Raw genomic sequence first — 19,280 nt, 5'->3', positions numbered from 1 at the left:
TTATTGAAACTGAATACGTATGTTGACTCCAAAATAAGTATACGATGTCGCATAATTTTGCGAAGTATAAGGTTTTACTGCATTTGAATTATAGAATAGACGAATGTTATAGAACTGATTAACGGTATAATCCAAAGAAGGATTTATCGTTAGACTCTTATTACCACCCGATATCTCTGCTTGATTGATATCAGAACGATACACTGTTGTTTTTCTATCATTCAATGCAAAGTCCACTCTGAAGTTCATGTCATTTACCCATTTGCGATCTTCAAATATACCGAATGGGAGACGGACATTGTTTTTACGGTATCCCATCCCCACTATAAACGACTGATCGGTCATCATAGCCAATTGACTGTTTTGTAGACTCATGTTCATATCGCGCATCTTACGGTATTCGGAATTCACCGATAAGGCGTTGGCAAAGCGCATATCTACACCAATGAGCGGTACAAACCTATCAATAACGGATATTTGTCCATACTGATTCTTCGGTAAGAAATTTTGATTCACATCGCGACCAAATGGCATGCCATCTGCTTCCTCATATCGTGCAGTGGAAGTATAGCCTCCAATAATATATTGAGACTGGTAAGCATGGTTGATATTGATCGAGCTAATCAAATCTTGAATGCCCAATACATTTGCTAAAGCATTGTAGGAAATTCGCCAGTTCGGAAGAGGGAATGTCGGTTTTATTCCCTGTTTTGCTGCATTTGCGTCTTTGCCAAGGTACGTTGCCAAAAAAGCATTGACTACGACATCTTGTTGTGTCTTGTCGTAACCGTCTGCATAGAAGTCCGGTGATTGCCCAACAGAGTTGATATTCTTTTCACCGAGACGCTGTGATATAGCTTGTCGGTGTTCCTCAAATTTTTGAAATAAGGCATCGCTGTTTTTGAAAGAAGTACGTATAGCAATTTGAGAAATAGTATAGTTACCCGTAACGTAAGGAGATACACTTTCCAACTGACCAGTAGCAGCGTTAAACTGGATTGCCGCTGTTTGGTTGTAGTTATCGATGCGTGACATGGTCAAATCTACCCGTAGACCTTTTATAGGCTCTAAATTTGCTACAATAGAGATGTTCTCCGCGAAGGTCTTCGTATACATATTGGTCTGTAATGTGTCGGATGACAACCAGCCGTTGCGAGCAGCTTTATCCAGGATGTCTCCTTGTCCACCAAAGAGGAATCCCCAACCTGGCGCATTCGTATTAAAATCATACCCCAACATACTCGTCGAAGGAAGATAGCCTGGAAGATAGGTTCCTTCAGTTTTTGTATAGGCACCGTTTACATTCCGGATGGAAGTTAACAATTGAACCAAAAATGGCACGGTACCCGTACTGTTTCTTCCAGAGTTCTGGCGGATAAATCTAAATTTACTATAGAGTGCATTTAGGTTCAGCGTCGGGTTAATCTGTATTGTTCTATTGTTTTGAATACTATTACCAAGGTTGATGTTCTCATTTTGTAAACTCAATAGAGGTTCGCTCTGCCAGTTAAATTGTGTACCATATCGAGCAGTGGCATTCACCCATTCCAAATAAGGAATCTTATTAATAGGAAGTGTATACGTTAGATTCATCATGTGATTATAATCTGTTGTTCTTCCCATTTTCCAGAAGTTAGACCATAATGTATCACGTTTTGCACCGTCGATCCGTCCATTTGGCTCATCAATGATGGAATAATTGGTCGCATTGAAGTCCAGGCGTAATGCTTTAGTCAAATCCCAACTGATACCATATATTCGGTTCATGTTAAAGTTCTTGTTGTAATATGTCGGCAGTACGTTATTAGAAGAATTGTCCCGCAGCGTATTTTCATTATAAATACGATTGACCTCCAATCTAAAGTTTAGCAAGGATGGCATGAGGTTAAAATTCATGTCACGGATCAAGGTCAGATTTTTGGACTTGATGTTTTTGAAAGGCTCAAGGAATGTTGTTGTGGGGCTACTAAAGGTGTAGTCTAATGCACCACGATAGTTACGTTGTAAAGCTGAAGCCGTGTTGAAATCCCTATGGTAATATTCGCTAAAGGCATAAGAAACTCCAAAGTTTTCAATATCCCATGGACGGACACGTCTTTCGTTGTCGGTCCGGATCTTACGCACGTTTGTAAAACTGAAACCTTTACGGGTAGTATAGTCTTGTACCAAGCGCAACAAGGAATCTCTTTGGTAATTGGAAAGTGTCGCTAAGGCACTGTTCAATTCGATATCTGGACTCAAGGGATTGAATTCTGGAGTCGCAGTTTGGTTCGAATAGTTGAAATAAAATGGAATGATCACACCATGTCTAGGATGGAAGAATTTTCCCAGCTCGGCATTGGTCGTAACATCAAAAAAGAAATTGTCAGAGCGGTTGCGCTCTCCAACGCGTTGCGATATGGAGCCGAACCCAATGGTCGATTTGGTCCCCGTTACAGCTACATTGGCAAAATCGGCTAGCTTCAAATTAAGACGTGCAGTAGCCGCCCATCCGCCTTTGTCATCAAAGTCGGTTAGACGAAGCTCGTTAAACCAGAATTCTCCGGCAAGGTCTCTACCATCATCCATAGGAGTACTCGTAGACGAACCACGTAAAGGGTTGCGTACACCGATCATATAGAAGCGTACTTTGGATATATCGGGAGTACCGATGATCAAGATTCTGTTCTTGCCGTCAGAATGCTCATAAGGTACATCTAGTGGCCATGGCTGTCCGTTGAGTTTGGCATTATCACGGGCCAATTTAGCATCTTGGAACAACTTGATTTGAATGTTCATCCTGTTTTCTTCTGGCCAGATGATGTCGGGAGAGCTCGTGCCAGGATGAGTGATACGCAAAGGCATATCATACTCATAATAGTTGTATTTATCGTCTGTACCAACTCGGATAAAGGCTCTGAAGTCACCATCATTGAGGTTTTCACCCTCTGCATGGATAAACATCTCAAGACGACCGTAAGGTCTAAAGTCATGAGAAGCGGTTTTGAAAGTAGCCCGACCATAACCATCTCGTAGCTGTTTAACATCGAGGCTCATAGATTGCTCGTTGAGCTGTATGTCTAGGTTATTGTTTGAGATATCAATCTGTCTGTTTATACCAGGTGGGACGACATACGGAATCGGTTCACGTTTTCCGTTTTCTTCGATACTGACATTGGCCACGTTGAATATCGAATTGTCTGACGCAACGACCCCCATACTATGGTCTGCAATAACTTTATTGGCAACATTTTCGGCATTATACTTCCTCCAGTCACCACGTACGAATTGCATACGTCCAAAACGCACTACAGAAGTATCCGTGAAATTGGTCATAAACAGGCGTACAAAGCGAATTGATTTGAAGTCTTGGATATTCCCCTCTCTGCTTTCAAACTCATTTAGAGGGATACGTAATTTATACCATTTTACTTCCAGGTCTTTGCTAAGTACGCGTACTGTTGAAGTCTGCTCGTCGACGATAAAGTTTTTTCCGACTACCATGTCCTGCGGACGTATCGAAAGTTTATATTGGTAGTATTCGTCGGTTTCGTTCATTGTGTTGTCCCGATTGATATCCTCACCGTCAGGCAACAGGGTGCTGGCAGAAGTCTCGACTCCAAAATCGGCCATGGACTGGTTATTGGTACGGGTATTCCCCTGAGTACCGTTGTAATGTTGATAGCGTTCTAAGATACCGACACTTTGGTCAAAATGATTACCTCTAAAATAGATATAGTCATCGGAAGATGGATCTTCCTGTAATTTGCTGAATGCCTGTGGATCAAGTACACCTCGCATCTGATTCAAAAAATTGGCATGAAAAGAGCGTTCTTCGTCATTTGTCAATCCGTCTAAGCCCACATCTTGGTGTAATCGGCTCGCATCAGAGTTTTCAAATGCTTGTACTACGGGTTGGTTACGGACCACATTGCCCCACACGGTCTGATCTACCAGTGTTTTGTCACCAGTAGGTGATAATCCGTTTTCTAAAGACTTTCTTCCGTCTTTAAGGATATCTTCCGAAATATTACCTAAGTTGATATAGATATCTCCACCAGCTTTGTTCGGGTTGGTGAGCGTGGGATCCATCATCCACATTTCCAAAAACTCGATGTTCTGTGCTTCAAAATCCGTCTGATCGATTTTGCGGAACATCCCCCCCCAACGTGTCTTTGGATTTAAGAGACTGCCATCTGAACCGATATTTGTAGTCGTGTAGTTGAACTGGCCACGGACCATAGGATAGTAAGCCAAATCGAGCGTAGGCAGGAATGCGTCTGTACCGGTCTTTATTTCTTTGTAAGGGAATACCTCTTTTTCTGTCACTTTCCGCGTCCGATGGTCTAATAAGAAGCGTTCGTTTATACGTGGATTTAAGCTTGAAGACTGATAAAATATAGGGTCGATATTATAAAAAGCAAGTTGTGCTCTGTTATACCCATAAGCCAAATCATTGTTCAGGTTTGATTCCGGAAACATGCGTGGAGTCCCCGAAATCTGCCAACCGAGTTGTCCTTTGATATCGATATAAGAGAAATTGTTTTCAAAGTTATCGATGTAGGTTGTTCCCGTATTGCCATTAGCCGTATTTAATCCCTTGGGATGTCCAGGTTTCAGATGGGCAAATTCGCCATAAAAACTGATATGTGATTCTTCTTTTGTGCTTAAGAAAGGCAATTTGTCAACCATTCGGGTCAACCAGCGTGAAGGAGCATTATACGTGACATCAGCGCCAAACATGGTATTGGAAATAGGTTCCTCCCCAATAAAGACTTTCTCAGAGATTGGTTTTTCGGTGAGGTTCATGATGGTGGCTCCCACCATTAAATTTTTATTGACCGTATAATCGAGGCGTCCCCCCATCAGCGTCTTTTGTTGTAAGCCGAATAAGGTTTCATCTTCTACCGATACCGTTATAGGTTGTCCTGATAAAACTAAAGCTTGATTTAGAATACGTAACGTGCCTATCTGATAATCGACCATATAATCTGTTCCCTCTGCAAGAATTGCCCCTCCAGACATTACGCGAAGCTGTCCCGGTTGGAGATTCATAACACTCAGTTGATACTCCGTACCTGAACCTGATTGATATCTTCCTTTTAGTCTGTATCTGTTTTTGTTCGGAAACTTCTGTTCGGCATCAGCTTTGGTGTGCGTGTATAGCTCGGGGTAGGTATACTTTTCGATAAGATCAGTTTCACCAGCCGTAAAACGCGAAGCCAGATCTTTACCAAAAGGTTCGACAACAGGAAAAATAAGTTTGCCTCGTACGGGTTCAATGGTGATATCTGGTAAGAAGTCAAACAATCCATCCGAACCTGCTGCTAGATTTTGTGTGACACGGTCTAAGTCGGTCAACTGTAACCAAGTTTTTTCTGCAGTTTGACTTCCTTCGTACATGGAGGGGCGTTCTGCTCCTGTCTCCGTCTCTGTACGGTATATCTGTAAGAATAGATTGTTTTCTGATATGTTTGATGCTTGTAGGGAATAGATGTTTTTCATCATTAAATCCCATGTCGGAAGATTTGTTTTTAAAATCTCATTTTTCAACAGTTTGGTGTACAGCATTTTTGGAGCAGACGGTGCTACCGGTATATCGGTGCTAAATTCGCCGACTTGATATTCTTTACCATTAGCGAGATAGCGGTAAGCTACTGCTAATACCTGATCCTGTCCTAAAGGATAGACCAAGGAAATGTATCCGAGACGCCTATTGATGGTATAATCTCTTCCCTCTGTCAATTTACGGGCATAGGTGAGCTTGGCGTAGTTATCATTCGCTCCACTGCCGGAGAAGAAGCTCTGTACAACATTGCCTGTCGACTCGCGTCCCGGTTCGCCCAGCTGGGTTAATAAGTCGTTGGACATATCGGGGCTTGGCGATCCTGGAATTCCAGTGGATGGCAGCTTAGATGGGGAGACACGGTTAATGATATTATTATAAGGGTTATATTCTCCCAAGTCCATTAGAGCCATGACGTCACGGGAGTCCTCATACGAGTTAGAACGGTTATTGACCCATACCTCTATTTGAGTAATATTCACTGGAGTAGTGATGATAGGAGCCATAGCCAGAGATTGGGCATAAGTGTCTCTAAAGTATTGCCCTAGGAAATAGTGTTGGTTTGCCTCATAGTTACTGAGTTCCAATACCATCTCGCTTTCGCGACTGCCGTTGGATAGCGTAATTTCTTTCTTGCTCGAACGCTGTTGAGAGAGTAAACCTGTAACTGCTAACTTGCCGAATTGTAATTGTGTCTTGACCCCAAACAAGGATTCTGCACCTTGAATCAGCGTAGAATTCAAAGACATGTTGACGTTACCAATTTCTAGACGGCGTATGATATCGTCGTCACCTGCAACATAATCGAAACGAATTTGGTTTTCAAAACCGAATTGTGCTCGAGAGTTGAAATTTGCATTGACCTTTACGCGTTCACCGATATTACCGACAAGATTCAGATTCATGTTTTGGTCGAAATCCATACCCCACTGTTTACGCTGTCTTTCGTTAAACATGGGGTTGTCGTTCGTGTTGTACTGGGCCATGATCCCAATATCTACACTACCTCTTGGATTGATGTCGATGGTATTTCCGCCAAATATTTTTTCAAAGGTCGGACTGTTGATCTCGATAACCGGAAATAATCTGCGTCTGCGCTCTTCGGCCATTTCCTTGCCAGCGAGTTCTTCCCAATAGTTTTTCTTCAGTCTCTTGAACTCATAGTCCTTAAACTCGTCAATACTGAGATACAGGGGCGGGCGATACATTTTTGTTCCCAGTTTCTCCCGAATGATATACTGTTTTGTCTTTGGATCAAAAACGACTTCCCGTTCAATGTTCTCCGGGATATCCAATGCGATAGGTCGATACGACTTGGGAAGCTTTATAAAAGGATTATCTTGAAGCTGATATTTTAATTTTGTGGAATCATCCACTGAAATATTAGTAACTGGTGTTACGACTTGGGCATAGCCAATATTTATCAGTACACAAACAAGTATCAATAACGCAAATAATGACCTATGCTTTTTCAAAGGAGTTTGGCTAAAATAAAATTAATAATTGCTATTATTCAAGCAAATATCAATGTTTTAATTAATAATAACAAAATCTCCCAAAGATATTGCTGCAAGTAAAATGTTAAAACATCATTAATGTAGCTTGTTTACTACTTGTTATAATTTTTTAAGAGCTGATTTGATAAGTTCTTCGACGGTTTGTGCTTCGCCCGTCTGTACAAGTGAAGCAAGTGTTTTCTCGACTTGATTTTTTTGGAAACCAAGCATTACTAGAGCTGATAGGGCTTCATCTGGAACAGATAGAGTTGTCGGAGGAAGAGGAAGTAAAGCATGATCTCCTTGTTTTTTGAGTTTATCTTGCAATTCGAGGATAACACGTTGAGCAGTCTTTGGACCTATCCCTTTTATTTTTTGAATAACCGCTACCTGTCCATTGATAATAGCGGATTGTATCTCTTCTGGCGTAATGGAGGAAAGCATCATACGACCTGTATTAGGGCCTATTCCGGATACTGAAATCAAATGATTGAACAGATGACGCTCCCCTTCAGTAGCAAAGCCGAATAGGGTATGGGCATCTTCACGGACCTGAAAGGAAATAAAGAGTTTGCAATTCTCTTGATCTTTGATCAATGAATAGGTTGTTAATGAAATATGGACATAGTATCCAATGCCCCCCACCTCAAGTATAACATGGGTGGGGGCTTTGAATACGAGTTTACCACTGAAATAATCGTACATGGTTATTTTTAAAGTTATGAAGTTATAGAGGTGATGTAAGTTATCTTCTATAAAGAGTATAACCTTACCACGACCGGAACTTCAATTTATTTTGAGCTTTCATGTGCCTGTGCATCGACAACCGCAATAGTCACCATGTTCACAATCTCGCGAACGGAACTGTCCAGTTGCAATACATGTACTGGCTTGTTCATACCCAGTAGGATCGGTCCCACAGCTTCGGCATTTCCAACCTCTTGTAATAGTTTGTAAGCAATATTGCCCGATGCTAAGCTTGGGAATATAAGTGTATTAGCACTTTCGCCTTTTAGCGTACTGAAAGGGAAATTGCTATCCAACATCTCTTTGTTCAGTGCAAAGTTGGCCTGTAATTCGCCATCGACAATGATCTCAGGGTGATTTTTGTGCAACAATTTAACCGCTTCACGAACTTTCGTCGGTGTCGAACCGTCGCTGGAACCAAAGTTGGAATAAGAAAGCATCGCTATTCTCGGTTTGACATTGAAACGACGTACCGCTTTTTCAATTAATACAGTGATGTCTGCAAGTTCTTCGGCAGAAGGATCTGTATTTACCGTAGTGTCACCCAAGAATAGAGGTCCTTTAGAGGTCAACATCATATACATCCCCACAATACGGCTTCCTTCTTTGGCTCCTATTACGTGTAATGCCGGTTTAATGGTAGACGCATAGTTGCGCGTCAAGCCGGAAATAAGGGTGTCCGCTTCTCCAAACTCTACCATGCTGGCCGCAAAATAGTTGCGATTGGACATTAATTTAATCGCATCCATCTTTGAAACGCCTCTACGTTGTCTCTTTCTGTAAAGATGTTCCGCGTATTTTTCGAACCGTTCCGTTTTTTCTTCGGCCTTGGGGTCGATGATCACCACATTATCAAGGTCAAAAGCGTATTCTTCTATCATATCGGTAATACGCTCTTTGTTCCCTAATAAGATAGGAATAGCTATACCTTCTTCTTTTACAATCTGTGCCGCCCGTAAGGTTTTAACATTGTCGGCTTCAGCAAATACCACTCTTTTTGGTTTGTTTTTTGCAATAGAAGTCACTTTACGCATGATGCCGTCATCTTTTCCAAGACGCTTGTGTAAAGCATCCTTATAGGCCTCCCAATCGGTGATTGTTTGACGGGCCACACCTGATGCTATGGCCGCTTTGGCTACAGCAATAGATACTTCTGTAATCAAACGAGGATCTGTAGGCTTAGGGATCACATAGTCAGGGCCAAAACGTAGGTTGTTCGTGTTATATGCTTGATTAACTTCTTCAGGTACATTTTGTTTTGCGAGATCAGCGATAGCACGTACAGCTGCAATTTTCATTTCTTCGTTTATAGCGGTAGCTCGTACATCCAGTGCACCTCTGAAGATGTAAGGGAATCCTAATACATTGTTGACCTGATTCGGGTAATCCGAACGGCCCGTACCCATGATGATATCGGAGCGAGTCGCGACAGCGAGATCATATGCGATTTCTGGATTTGGGTTGGCCATGGCCAGTACAATTGGGTTATCAGCCATAGATTTTAACATCTCTGCTGTAAGAACATCAGCTGCAGACAGCCCGATGAATACATCAGCGCCTTGCACTGCATCTGCCAGTGTATGTATGTCTCGATCTGTAGCCCATTCCGCTTTGGAACCATCCAATTGCTCTCGGTCGCTACGGATTACGCCTTTACTGTCCAGCATGACGATGTTTTCCTTTTTTGCACCTACAGCAACATACATGCTTGTACACGAGATAGCTGCAGCTCCAGCGCCGTTTACGACAATCTTAACCGAGGCAATATCTTTGCCTTGAAGTTCACAAGCGTTGATCAGCGCAGCCCCGGAAATAATAGCGGTACCATGTTGGTCATCGTGCATGACTGGAATATTCATTTCGGCTTTTAGACGGCGTTCGATTTCAAAACATTCCGGAGCCTTTATATCCTCCAGATTGATTCCCCCGAAAGTAGGCTCTAAAGCCTTAACGATATTGACAAACTCATCGACATTCTTGGTGTCGAGTTCGATGTCAAAAACATCAATATCAGCAAATATTTTAAAAAGAAGACCTTTTCCTTCCATAACAGGCTTACCTGCTTGCGCACCGATATCGCCTAGGCCTAATACGGCAGTACCGTTACTGATTACAGCAACCAGGTTGCCTTTTGCAGTGTATTTATAAGCATCTTCAGGATTCTCAGCGATAGCTAGGCAGGGCTCTGCTACGCCAGGTGAATATGCTAATGATAAATCGCGTTGTGAATTGTAAGGTTTTGTAGGGACGATTGCAATTTTACCGGGGCGGCCAAGGGCGTGATAGTCCAAAGCCTCTTTTTTTCTATTGATATTACTCATTTTAGTATGCGTGTCAAATTTAAGCTCTCAAAGGTATTATTCTGTTTTTACAATATACAATAATAAAGGTATTATTTCAGGATGTCTAGGACGGTAAACATACTTTGACGCATTTTTGACGCACTGCCTGTATAGTTATATACGATGATGGTGAAGGTGTAGTCTTTGCCATCTTTTGCCTTGTGGTATCCTGTATATCCCAATGTGCCGCCTATAGTGCCGCTCTTCATCGTCATCCCGTTATAGATAGGCAAGCTTTTTAGGAAAGCGTCGTACCATGGCCGTTTGATCGCATACTGCATAATTTTATTCATAGCGTTGGTCGTTACATTGTTCTGAGGAGACAGACCCGAACCATCAATAGTGCTCAATTCGCTGTTGGCGAGTTGTAACTTTTGTTGCCAAAACTTCTGCAGGTAGTTGGCGCCGTCAGAGGTGGATGTTTTACCACCGCTCAGATAAGCGATGCTTCTCAAAATGGCTTCACCGTAGAGATTGATGCTTTTTTGATTAAACCAATATACGATATCCGTTAAGTTGGGGGATACGTGTATATCGAGTTCGGCCGTTTTGCTGGGGAAGATCGAGTCCTGTTCTACCAGTCTCTGTCCTGTAGTAGGCGGTAGACTTAGAATAATGCCAGAAGCATTGATCGCTTTGGATAGATCATAGGCTAATGCGAATGCGGGATCAGGGAGAGAAAGCTCGATCGTTTTCTTTAGATCTTGGGCATAAGTTCCGCGAAGATATATCTTATCAGAATAAGGTGCCGAATAGGCGTAGACGTTGTCTCCTGTACCCGACCTGCCAATTTTAACCGTATTGACTAATTGTAGGTAGGAGAGGTCCGAGGTCGTCGATGTTATTGCCGCTGCACTATTAAGGCTTCCGGTCTGAAAGTTGATGCCAGCCTTATTCTCCTGCCAGTTCAAGGCCGATATACCAGCGCCATAGTAATTGCCCATATCATTCCAAGTCCAGCCTCCAGGTACATCATGTCCGCTATAAAGACGATCATCTCCGATGACACGCCCATCTATTGCAGTAATGCCTGCAGCCTGGATAGCATGTACCCATTTGTTCAATAGAACCTGCCCCTTCGTTTGTTCATAACGATCGCTGCCAAGTGTGGGGTCACCCGAGCCTTGGACCACAATGTCGCCATGTAATACTCCTGTACTGTCTATGATTCCCGTATAATAAAGCTTGGTCTTGTAGCTGTAGTTTGCGCCCAGTAGATCAAGCCCAGTGATCGATGTGATGACTTTAAGAGTTGAAGCAGTAGGAAGACCTATCTGACTGTTTTTTTCGAAAATAATATCGCCCGTACTCTTGTCCAGGACATGTAGGCTCGCCATTCCATTTTTTATGCTGGGTTGTGCTAGAAAAGATTGAAATCCCTTGTCTAGGTTTTGTTGTATGGATTGAGCCAGGGATGTCGAGATAGCGAGTAGCGAAAAACAGAATAACGCAACATATTGTTTGGTGTTCATTATCATAATAATAGCATTTTGACAAACCTAAATAAAATGTGCTGTATATGCAATATGCTGTGACAGCGCAGCTATTCGCTTCCAGCTCTTGTTGATTACGAAATCAAGTTGCCTAGCCGAACAAGTTGTCGTGATTGCTATTCATTTATCCGCTTTTAGTCCAGTGTCTTTGGGGCTTTTTACAGTTCATCTTGTGCAAGGTCCTCCCAATGATTAGGGGTGTGTTGTGTTGAGGCAAAGACCTTGCAAAAACGCATTGCGTCACAATAATAATAAAAAGAAATGCTGGTCTGTAGTTTCGTAAAGGGATAGAAATCGTTAACTTGCAGAAGATATTTAGTTATAAAAATATGTCACATTTAGAAAGATTAACCAAGGTTCGTGGTTTAATGAAGGAACAGGGAATTGATGCTTATATTATTCCTTCTTCGGACCCTCATATTAGCGAGTACCTACCCGAACGTTATAAGTGTATTGAGTGGACTTCCGGTTTCAGTGGATCAGCTGGCACACTGGTGATAACGCATGATTTTGCGGGATTGTGGACGGATGCTCGTTATTTTGTACAAGCAGCCGAACAGCTCGCTGGAACGGGTTTTGAGTTGGTCAAACTCAAGGTGCAGGCTGCCTCTGAGTACGTGGAGTGGTTGGACCAACGCTTAGGAGAAGGTGCAAAAGTCGCCTTCGATGGTAATCTTGCGTCCTTGCTTGTCGCACAAACAGTCAAGAATAGTTTGGAACCTAGAGGTATTGTGGTGGATGGACATGTGGACTTGCTGGGGGCGATATGGGAAGGTAGACCTGCTTTGCCACAAGTGAAAGCTTATTTGCTGGAAGATAGTACAACAGGCCAAAGTACAAGCTCCAAGATAGCCGAAGTTAGGAAGGCGTTGGAAAAATATCGTGTGGAAGGACATTTTATATCATCATTAGATGATTTAGCTTGGTTGCTGAATGTTAGGGGGCAAGATGTGCCGTGTAATCCGGTTGTATTGGGCTTTGTGTATGTTACGCAGAAGGAAGCCATCCTTTTTGTTGAATCTTCAAAACTGGACAAAGAATCGATTGTAGAATTAGAGCATCAAGGAGTACATGTACTTGACTATGCGGATGCCTTTGATTTTGTGAAAGAGATATCAATCAGCAGTATTCTTATCGATCCAAAGCGGACTTGTTTTGCGATATATGACAGTATTCCAGCAGGAGTAAAGATTGTCGAGCGTATTAACCCGTCAACGAGTTTGAAGACCATTAAAAATAAGACCGAAATAGCTCATGTGCGCAATACCATGATCAATGATGGGGTAGCTATGACTAGGTTTTTTAAGTGGTTGGAAGAAACGTTGGGGAAAGAAGAGTTATCGGAAATTTCAATTGCGGAGAAATTACAGGGCTTCAGAGCCGAACAACCGGGGTTCGTTGATATCAGTTTTAATACCATTGCCGGTTATTTAGATCATGGAGCATTACCGCATTATCATGCTACAGAAAAAAGCAATTATACATTAAAGCCTTCCGGGTTATTGTTGGTGGATTCGGGCGGACAGTATAAAACAGGAACTACCGATATTACGCGTGTAGTATCCCTGGGAAATATCACCCAAGAGGAAAAAGAAGACTACACCATCGTATTGAAGGGTACTATTGAAGGAAGTCAGGCTATATATCCACAAAATACACGTGGCTATCAGATTGATGCGATCACAAGGCGTCCGATATGGGAGACACTACGTAATTATGGGCATGGTACAGGCCATGGGGTAGGCTTCTTTTTGAATGTGCACGAAGGACCTCAGGTCATCAATCCGACAAATGTCGATATACCACTGGAAGAAGGAATGATTACCTCTATCGAACCTGGACTATATCGGGAAGGTAAGCACGGTATCCGTATTGAGAACCTTGTGTTGTCGACAAATTTTAAGAGCTCTCAATTTGGAGATTTTATGAATTTCGAGACCTTGACCATTTGTTATATTGCGACGGATCTGGTAGAGAAGAACCTATTGCAGCAAAGCCATATCGATTGGCTTAATAGTTACAACCAATGGGTATATGAAAAAGTATCTCCGCTATTGACAGCGGATGAAGCCAGATGGCTAAAAGAGAAAACCAAGGCAATTTAGTGTCTCATAAAAAGGTCATCCATCAAACGGATGGCCTTTTTATAAATAATCTAATATTTAAACATAGAATAGATGGATTCACGAAGAAGGTTTTTGCAGAAAATAAGTTTAGGTTCACTTGCTCTTGGTTTGATCCCCAAGTGGTCAAAGGGAATGCCGTTGCAGAAAGTGAACAAGCCTGTTGTTCTGTCGACATGGGACTTCGGTTTAAAAGCCAATGTTGCTGCTTGGGAGGTTCTGGTTTCCGGAGGGCGAGCATTGGATGCCGTCGAGCAGGGAGTACGGCTGACAGAAGCTGATCCTACCGAGCGTAGTGTGGGGTATGGAGGACGTCCCGATAGGGATGGGAAGGTGACACTGGATGCCTGTATCATGGATGAATATGCAGGAATAGGTTCTGTAGCAGCGCTGGAACATATTAAACACCCCATATCTGTCGCTAGGGCAGTGATGGAGAAAACTCCTCATGTTATGTTGGTCGGGGATGGAGCCTTACAGTTTGCGAAAGAGCAAGGCTTTCCAGAAGAAAATTTGCTGATAACCGAATCGGAGAAGGAATGGAAGGAATGGCTGAAAACGGCTAAATATGAACCCGTAGTCAATATTGAGAATCATGACACTATAGGTATGATTGCTTTGGATAGTAACGGTAACCTTTCTGGTGCGTGTACGACAAGTGGTATGGCTTTCAAGATGCATGGTCGTGTAGGAGATTCTCCTATCATAGGATCTGGCCTTTACGTTGATAATGAAATCGGTGCAGCTACGGCTACCGGACATGGTGAAGAGGTGATCCGGACTGTCGGAAGCCATTTAGTGGTCGAACTGATGCGTCAAGGACATGCTCCTCAAGCAGCTTGTGAAGAAGCTGTAAAGCGGATTGTTAAGTTTACCCATAATAGAAAGAAGACGCTGGATAATATACAGGTCGGTTTTATCGCCCTGAATAAAAGGGGAGAATATGGCGCCTATTGTATCCACGGCGGATTTAATTATGCTAAGTATGATTTTAAAGGCAATGAACTCATTGTCTCCAACTCTTATCTAAAAACGGATGGCTAAAATAGAAATTGCAAGTTTCAATCGTAGAGCGGCATTGATTGCAGAAGAAAACGGGGCAGACCGTATCGAATTTTGTGCAGGTATGGAGGTCGGTGGCACTACTCCAGATACAGACGATGTTATTGCGCTTCGGAAAGAACTTGATATTGATCTGAATGTTATGATACGTCCACGAGGTGGCGATTTTGTCTACAGTGCGGAGGAGTTTGAGCAAATGAAAAGAGCGCTGATTCGCCTGAAGGAGCAGCACGTTGATGGTTTTGTTTTTGGTATATTGAATAGGGACAACACGATAAATATGGATCAGAATAAAGAACTGATTGCATTGGCCTCTCCGTTACCTTGTACATTTCATCGTGCTTTTGATGATGTTACAGATATCGATGCTGCTCTGGAGGATGTTATTTCTTGTGGTTTTACTACGATCCTGACCTCCGGATGCGAACCTGATGTGATGATGGGATTGACCAATCTCAAGCATCTGGTGCATAGGGCTGAAGGACGTATTGTCATCATGCCAGGAGGAGGTCTCCGATCGACCAATGTAGACCGGGTTTTACGTGAAACGGCTGCTGTTTATTTCCATTCTTCAGCAATCACGGATGGCGGAAATACAGCCGTCGCTCAAGAAGTGAAAGAGCTTAAAGAGAAGGTGTCTTAATACCTTCTCTTTTAATTTTTATTGTTAATCCATATCCGATTAAACCAAAACGCATCCATTCCTTCATTGGTGAGTTCAATAGTATAGGTCCCTTTTTGTGCGAAGGAAATTTGGCCTATCCGCCGATCGGTAAACTCGGGGTTGTAATTGTTCTCATTCGGTTCGGAAACCATCATCGAGTTTGGTTCCAATTGTCCTTCAATTGCCGTTTTATCAACAGTAATACGGATTTTTTTACTTGTTTTGAATGGATTGTAAGCTGATATATCAACATTGTATAAGCCTGGTTCAGCAATGTATACAGCCCATCTGATCTTCTCTGTCCCGTCAAGTTTGATGCGGTTGGGTTGTTTGCCGTCATATTTTTCAACTATTAATCCATTCTCTAGCGGATTGGTTGCTGTCAGGGCGAATCCTCCAAAAGTCGATTCCGAAACAATATCACTATCTATAGTCAGCGGTTCGTTGTATTTTAATATGATATTGGAAACATGATGATCTTGCTCTTCCCCTTTTAGGTCGATATGCAATAAGGGTCCATCAGATGTAAAAAGAAGTTTTCTTTTTGTCGTGCCGCGAACCAAGTAAACCTCTTCAGGAGCTCCCTTGATACCCGATATACGTAGCGTATGATCCAAGGGCCAATTGAAGACCTGGGCATATACAAAAGTAGAGTTACCCTGTTGCTTGGTTGTAAGGTATCCCCAGTCGTGCTGCCCTGCCCGGAGCGGGATGCCTGTGGCACCGTATATACTATTGCCGTGTGCTTCCAGCCAATCTCCAATCTCGTGGAGGCGTTGTATACTTTCGTAAGGTACTGTGCCATCTGCTCTAGGACCTATATTGAGTGTGAGGCCTCCATTTAGACTGACATTGGATATCAAGGAATGAAATAATTGAGAGGTTGATTTCCATTCATTCTCCTGTCCATTATAGCCCCATGAGTGGGCAATTGTCGCGGGCGTCTCCCAAGGGTGATCTATATAGGTGCTGCCAAATTGATTGTCACCAAATGTTTCAAAATCGACATTGCTTTCGTCCGTGGGTAGTCCCAGTCTCGAATTGATAAGACAATTGGGCTGTAAGCGGCGGATGAGCTCGACAACTTGTAGCAACTGTTCTTTTTTAATGATAGATTTTTGATATGGAATCCACATGTCAAACCACATCAGTGCGATATCGCCATAGTCGGTCAAGAGTTCTGTAAGTTGAGGGATAACCTTTTCTTGCCAATACTGGTCAAATTGAGTGTCGCTGACATGACCTTGCAGTTCTTGGTTATGATCCCAGGCATAGGGATGTTCCCAGTCGATCCAATGCGAATAGTAAAACCCCAGTTTCATACCGTGTTTACGGCAGGCATCTGCCAATTCTTTTATCACGTCCCTGTTAAAGCCCGCCAGATGAGGAAGAGAATAATCTCCTGTTTTTGTGTCCCATATAGCTACACCATCATGGTGCTTGCTGGTCATGATAATATATTTCATGCCAGCCTCCTTTGCCAGAATAACCCATTCTTCGGGTTTTATTTTGTTCCAATCAAAGCGTTTGGCCAATTCGCCATATTCTTCCTTCGAGATACGGTTGCGGTATCTTATCCATTCTGCGTAGTTGTTGAGGTAGCGTAGTTTTTCTCCTTTCCAAAGTCCTTCAGCAGCGCTGTATAATCCCCAATGGATAAACATCCCGTACCTTGCCTCTTGAAACCATTGGGCTTTTGCAGAAGAAGACTGAGCGGATACTTGTAGGTAGGCTACTGTGGACAGACAAATCAGTATGAAGGACTTCAATAAATTGGAACGGATCATAATGCTGTGGTTTTGTGCTCTTACAAGATACTAAAAATGAATTTTTATCAAGAAATATAGGTTGATATAGAATATAAAATCCCCGTTGCAGTGAGCAACGGGGATAGGGTGTTAGTGGAATTAGTTTTGTTTGGCCCACCAAAGCGGGGTAAGAACTTTGTCGCTACCATTTAATAGTGTTACCGCTTCCTGATACCCTGTTGGGTCGGAGTCCCTCAACGAAGAGGGAAATGGTAACCGTTGAGGAAAGAACTTAATGTTGCTGGTCAGATAGTTGCCTGAATTAAGATCTGGTAGATTCGGCAATGCATTTTCAATAGCTGGGTTTTCGAAGAAAGGCAAGCCCAACCGTCTCTGATCATTCCAGGATTCTAAAGGCAACCACGGTAAGTTGGCAATAAATTTCTGAGTAATAATCTTGGTCAAGATATCATTGCGTACAGATCCATTTTTATAAAGCGAGTTGACTGGGTATTTGATACTGACCGTTCCTGTGGTTTCAGTATATCCATCAATGAACTTCATTGTGTGTTCATTACCAGGTTCGGTCGTATGAGAGAAACTTACAGAGGTACCAACTCTATTATAATCTGTTGAACTTAGATAATCAGAGGCAAATTGACTTACTCCCCAATAATCAAAGTTTGCTTTGATGCCATCTTCATAAGCAGTTTGTGTAGAAGTTCCTGTGGTCCATCCTTTTAAGGAGGCTTCCGCTAAAAGGAAGTAGGTTTCCCAGTTTGCAAAGAAAATTCGACTGTCCGCACTTTTTCTGAATTGGTTGGCTAGTGCAGGTACTTTACCCACTAGTGTACTGCGTAGCCTATTGTTGGTGCCCTTGGCTCCCCAGTCGCCTAAAGCAAAAGCGTTCCAAGTAAATTTAGTATGTACAGGGATCTTGCTGCTTCCCGTTACTAACGTATCTACCGTTTTTTTTGAGTCATCTCCGTTTAAAAAGAAATTCGGGTTATTGATATCTCCTGGGATAAAGAAGGCTTTCAACGCTCGAGGATCAATTTTATTGGGCAACCCATCTAACCAATATCCGGCAGAAGGATCGTTGGTTTTGTCGCTGAAATGATTCGCATATCTCTTTCCGATATAATCTTCGGCTTTAATGGAAGATTTTAGAGAATCTGCAACCTGTCTGTCTGTTTTTATTCCGCCTAGTCCTAAATAGAGATTATTCAAGGTAGATGAAAGAGCTTGATAGTTCCAGGAACGACTAGTGACGCCAGCCAATGGATCCCAGCCTTCTCTTTCGGCGACGGTGAAATTATCCTCTGAATTGATAATGTATTGATTTGTAGCTACTGCTTCTTCAAACTCCGTTTTTGCCTTTTGAGCGTCTACTTCGGATAGTCGCATAGCTAGTCGCATACGCATAGAGTTCGCATATTTTATCCATTTCTCATGATTGAATTTATAAGCCCGATCAAATTTAGCGATGTCTTCTGGGATTTTAACGCTAGGGTCAATTTTAGAGATCGCGTCTTTTAATTCTTCAAACAGATAGTAGTAAACATCTTTTACTGAACGGTATTTTGGATTTTCCCCAAGAGCGTATTCAATTGGCATGGGACCAAAATTGTCAGCCACCTCGCTGATCAAGTATGCTCTCCATATACGAGAGATATGTATTAAATTGCTTGTGTATTCGTTGGCCGATCCAGCATTGATTTGATTGGTTGCAATTTCGATGCCTTTTGTAGCATTTTTAATCCACTCCGCAGAATACCTGTAATAGTCTTTAGACCAATCGTCATTAGCTGTTCCTGTTGCAAGACCGTTGGTCATATGTTGCCTTCCAGCAGTTTTCCAGTCCAATACAAATACCCGTTCTCCTATGTGTGGGTCTTGTTGAGCTCCTGTAAGTGAATTGTTGAAGAAAAACTCAATTTTCACCTGGTTTTCATTGCCTTTAAGTGGGTTGACATTCATGTCATCAAACTTAGAACATGAACTCACAACTCCTCCTATGAGTAATGCAAGACTTATTTTTGATATGATAGTTTTCATTG

The 19,280-nt window shown here is 42.4% G+C and carries 9 protein-coding genes; 3 read left to right on the top strand and 6 right to left on the bottom strand.

What is annotated here, in order from left to right; genetic code table 11:
- From sov to dacB, 4 genes are all read right to left on the bottom strand, one after another.
- Entirely contained in the window at positions 1–7,020 is a 7,020-nt protein-coding gene (gene sov, locus M472_RS29700; protein ID WP_022829294.1) for a T9SS outer membrane translocon Sov/SprA, read from the bottom strand.
- Between the two features lie 141 nt (positions 7,021–7,161).
- A complete protein-coding gene (gene ruvA, locus M472_RS29695; protein WP_021069510.1) occupies positions 7,162–7,746 on the bottom strand; it encodes a Holliday junction branch migration protein RuvA in 585 nt (194 codons plus the stop codon).
- Between the two features lie 86 nt (positions 7,747–7,832).
- A complete protein-coding gene (locus M472_RS29690; RefSeq protein ID WP_021069509.1) occupies positions 7,833–10,109 on the bottom strand; it encodes an NADP-dependent malic enzyme in 2,277 nt (758 codons plus the stop codon).
- Positions 10,110–10,180: 71 nt separating this feature from the next.
- Complete coding sequence (gene dacB, locus M472_RS29685) at positions 10,181–11,608, bottom strand: D-alanyl-D-alanine carboxypeptidase/D-alanyl-D-alanine endopeptidase (protein ID WP_235049490.1); 1,428 nt, start codon at positions 11,606–11,608, stop codon at positions 10,181–10,183.
- 344 nt (positions 11,609–11,952) lie between these two features.
- Between dacB and M472_RS29680 the strand changes: the two genes are divergently transcribed.
- The 3 genes from M472_RS29680 (at position 11,953) to M472_RS29670 (ending at position 15,451) form a co-directional block, all read left to right on the top strand.
- Positions 11,953–13,728 (top strand): aminopeptidase P family protein, encoded by a 1,776-nt coding sequence (locus M472_RS29680; RefSeq protein ID WP_022829293.1) that lies wholly within the window; start codon positions 11,953–11,955, stop codon positions 13,726–13,728.
- 72 nt (positions 13,729–13,800) lie between these two features.
- Positions 13,801–14,790, top strand: a complete 990-nt coding sequence (locus tag M472_RS29675; RefSeq protein WP_021069506.1) for an isoaspartyl peptidase/L-asparaginase family protein — start codon at positions 13,801–13,803, stop codon at positions 14,788–14,790.
- Positions 14,783–15,451 (top strand): copper homeostasis protein CutC, encoded by a 669-nt coding sequence (locus tag M472_RS29670; RefSeq protein WP_021069505.1) that lies wholly within the window; start codon positions 14,783–14,785, stop codon positions 15,449–15,451. The genes M472_RS29675 and M472_RS29670 overlap by 8 nt, the downstream gene beginning before the upstream one ends.
- Positions 15,452–15,462: 11 nt before the next feature.
- Here the strand turns inward: M472_RS29670 and M472_RS29665 are convergent, their stop codons facing one another.
- Together M472_RS29665 and M472_RS29660 are read right to left on the bottom strand one after the other, a co-directional pair.
- Positions 15,463–17,259, bottom strand: a complete 1,797-nt coding sequence (locus tag M472_RS29665) for an alpha-L-fucosidase (protein ID WP_021069504.1) — start codon at positions 17,257–17,259, stop codon at positions 15,463–15,465.
- 120 nt (positions 17,260–17,379) lie between these two features.
- Positions 17,380–19,278 (bottom strand): SusD/RagB family nutrient-binding outer membrane lipoprotein, encoded by a 1,899-nt coding sequence (locus tag M472_RS29660; protein WP_022829292.1) that lies wholly within the window; start codon positions 19,276–19,278, stop codon positions 17,380–17,382.
- Between the last annotated feature and the right edge of the window lie 2 nt (positions 19,279–19,280).

It is taken from the genome of Sphingobacterium paucimobilis HER1398 (assembly GCF_000416985.1).
Lineage (GTDB): Bacteria > Bacteroidota > Bacteroidia > Sphingobacteriales > Sphingobacteriaceae > Sphingobacterium > Sphingobacterium paucimobilis.
Note: the sequence above shows the minus strand (reverse complement) of the source record. Positions and strands in the feature narration are given on the sequence as shown.

Coding starts and splice junctions, on each gene's coding strand:
- M472_RS29675 (WP_021069506.1), top strand. CDS start 13,801: ATGGATTCACGAAGAAGGTTTTTGCAGAAAATAAGTTTAGGTTCACTT.
- M472_RS29665 (WP_021069504.1), bottom strand. CDS start 17,259: ATGATCCGTTCCAATTTATTGAAGTCCTTCATACTGATTTGTCTGTCC.
- M472_RS29670 (WP_021069505.1), top strand. CDS start 14,783: ATGGCTAAAATAGAAATTGCAAGTTTCAATCGTAGAGCGGCATTGATT.
- ruvA (WP_021069510.1), bottom strand. CDS start 7,746: ATGTACGATTATTTCAGTGGTAAACTCGTATTCAAAGCCCCCACCCAT.
- M472_RS29660 (WP_022829292.1), bottom strand. CDS start 19,278: ATGAAAACTATCATATCAAAAATAAGTCTTGCATTACTCATAGGAGGA.
- M472_RS29680 (WP_022829293.1), top strand. CDS start 11,953: ATGTCACATTTAGAAAGATTAACCAAGGTTCGTGGTTTAATGAAGGAA.
- dacB (WP_235049490.1), bottom strand. CDS start 11,608: ATGATAATGAACACCAAACAATATGTTGCGTTATTCTGTTTTTCGCTA.
- M472_RS29690 (WP_021069509.1), bottom strand. CDS start 10,109: ATGAGTAATATCAATAGAAAAAAAGAGGCTTTGGACTATCACGCCCTT.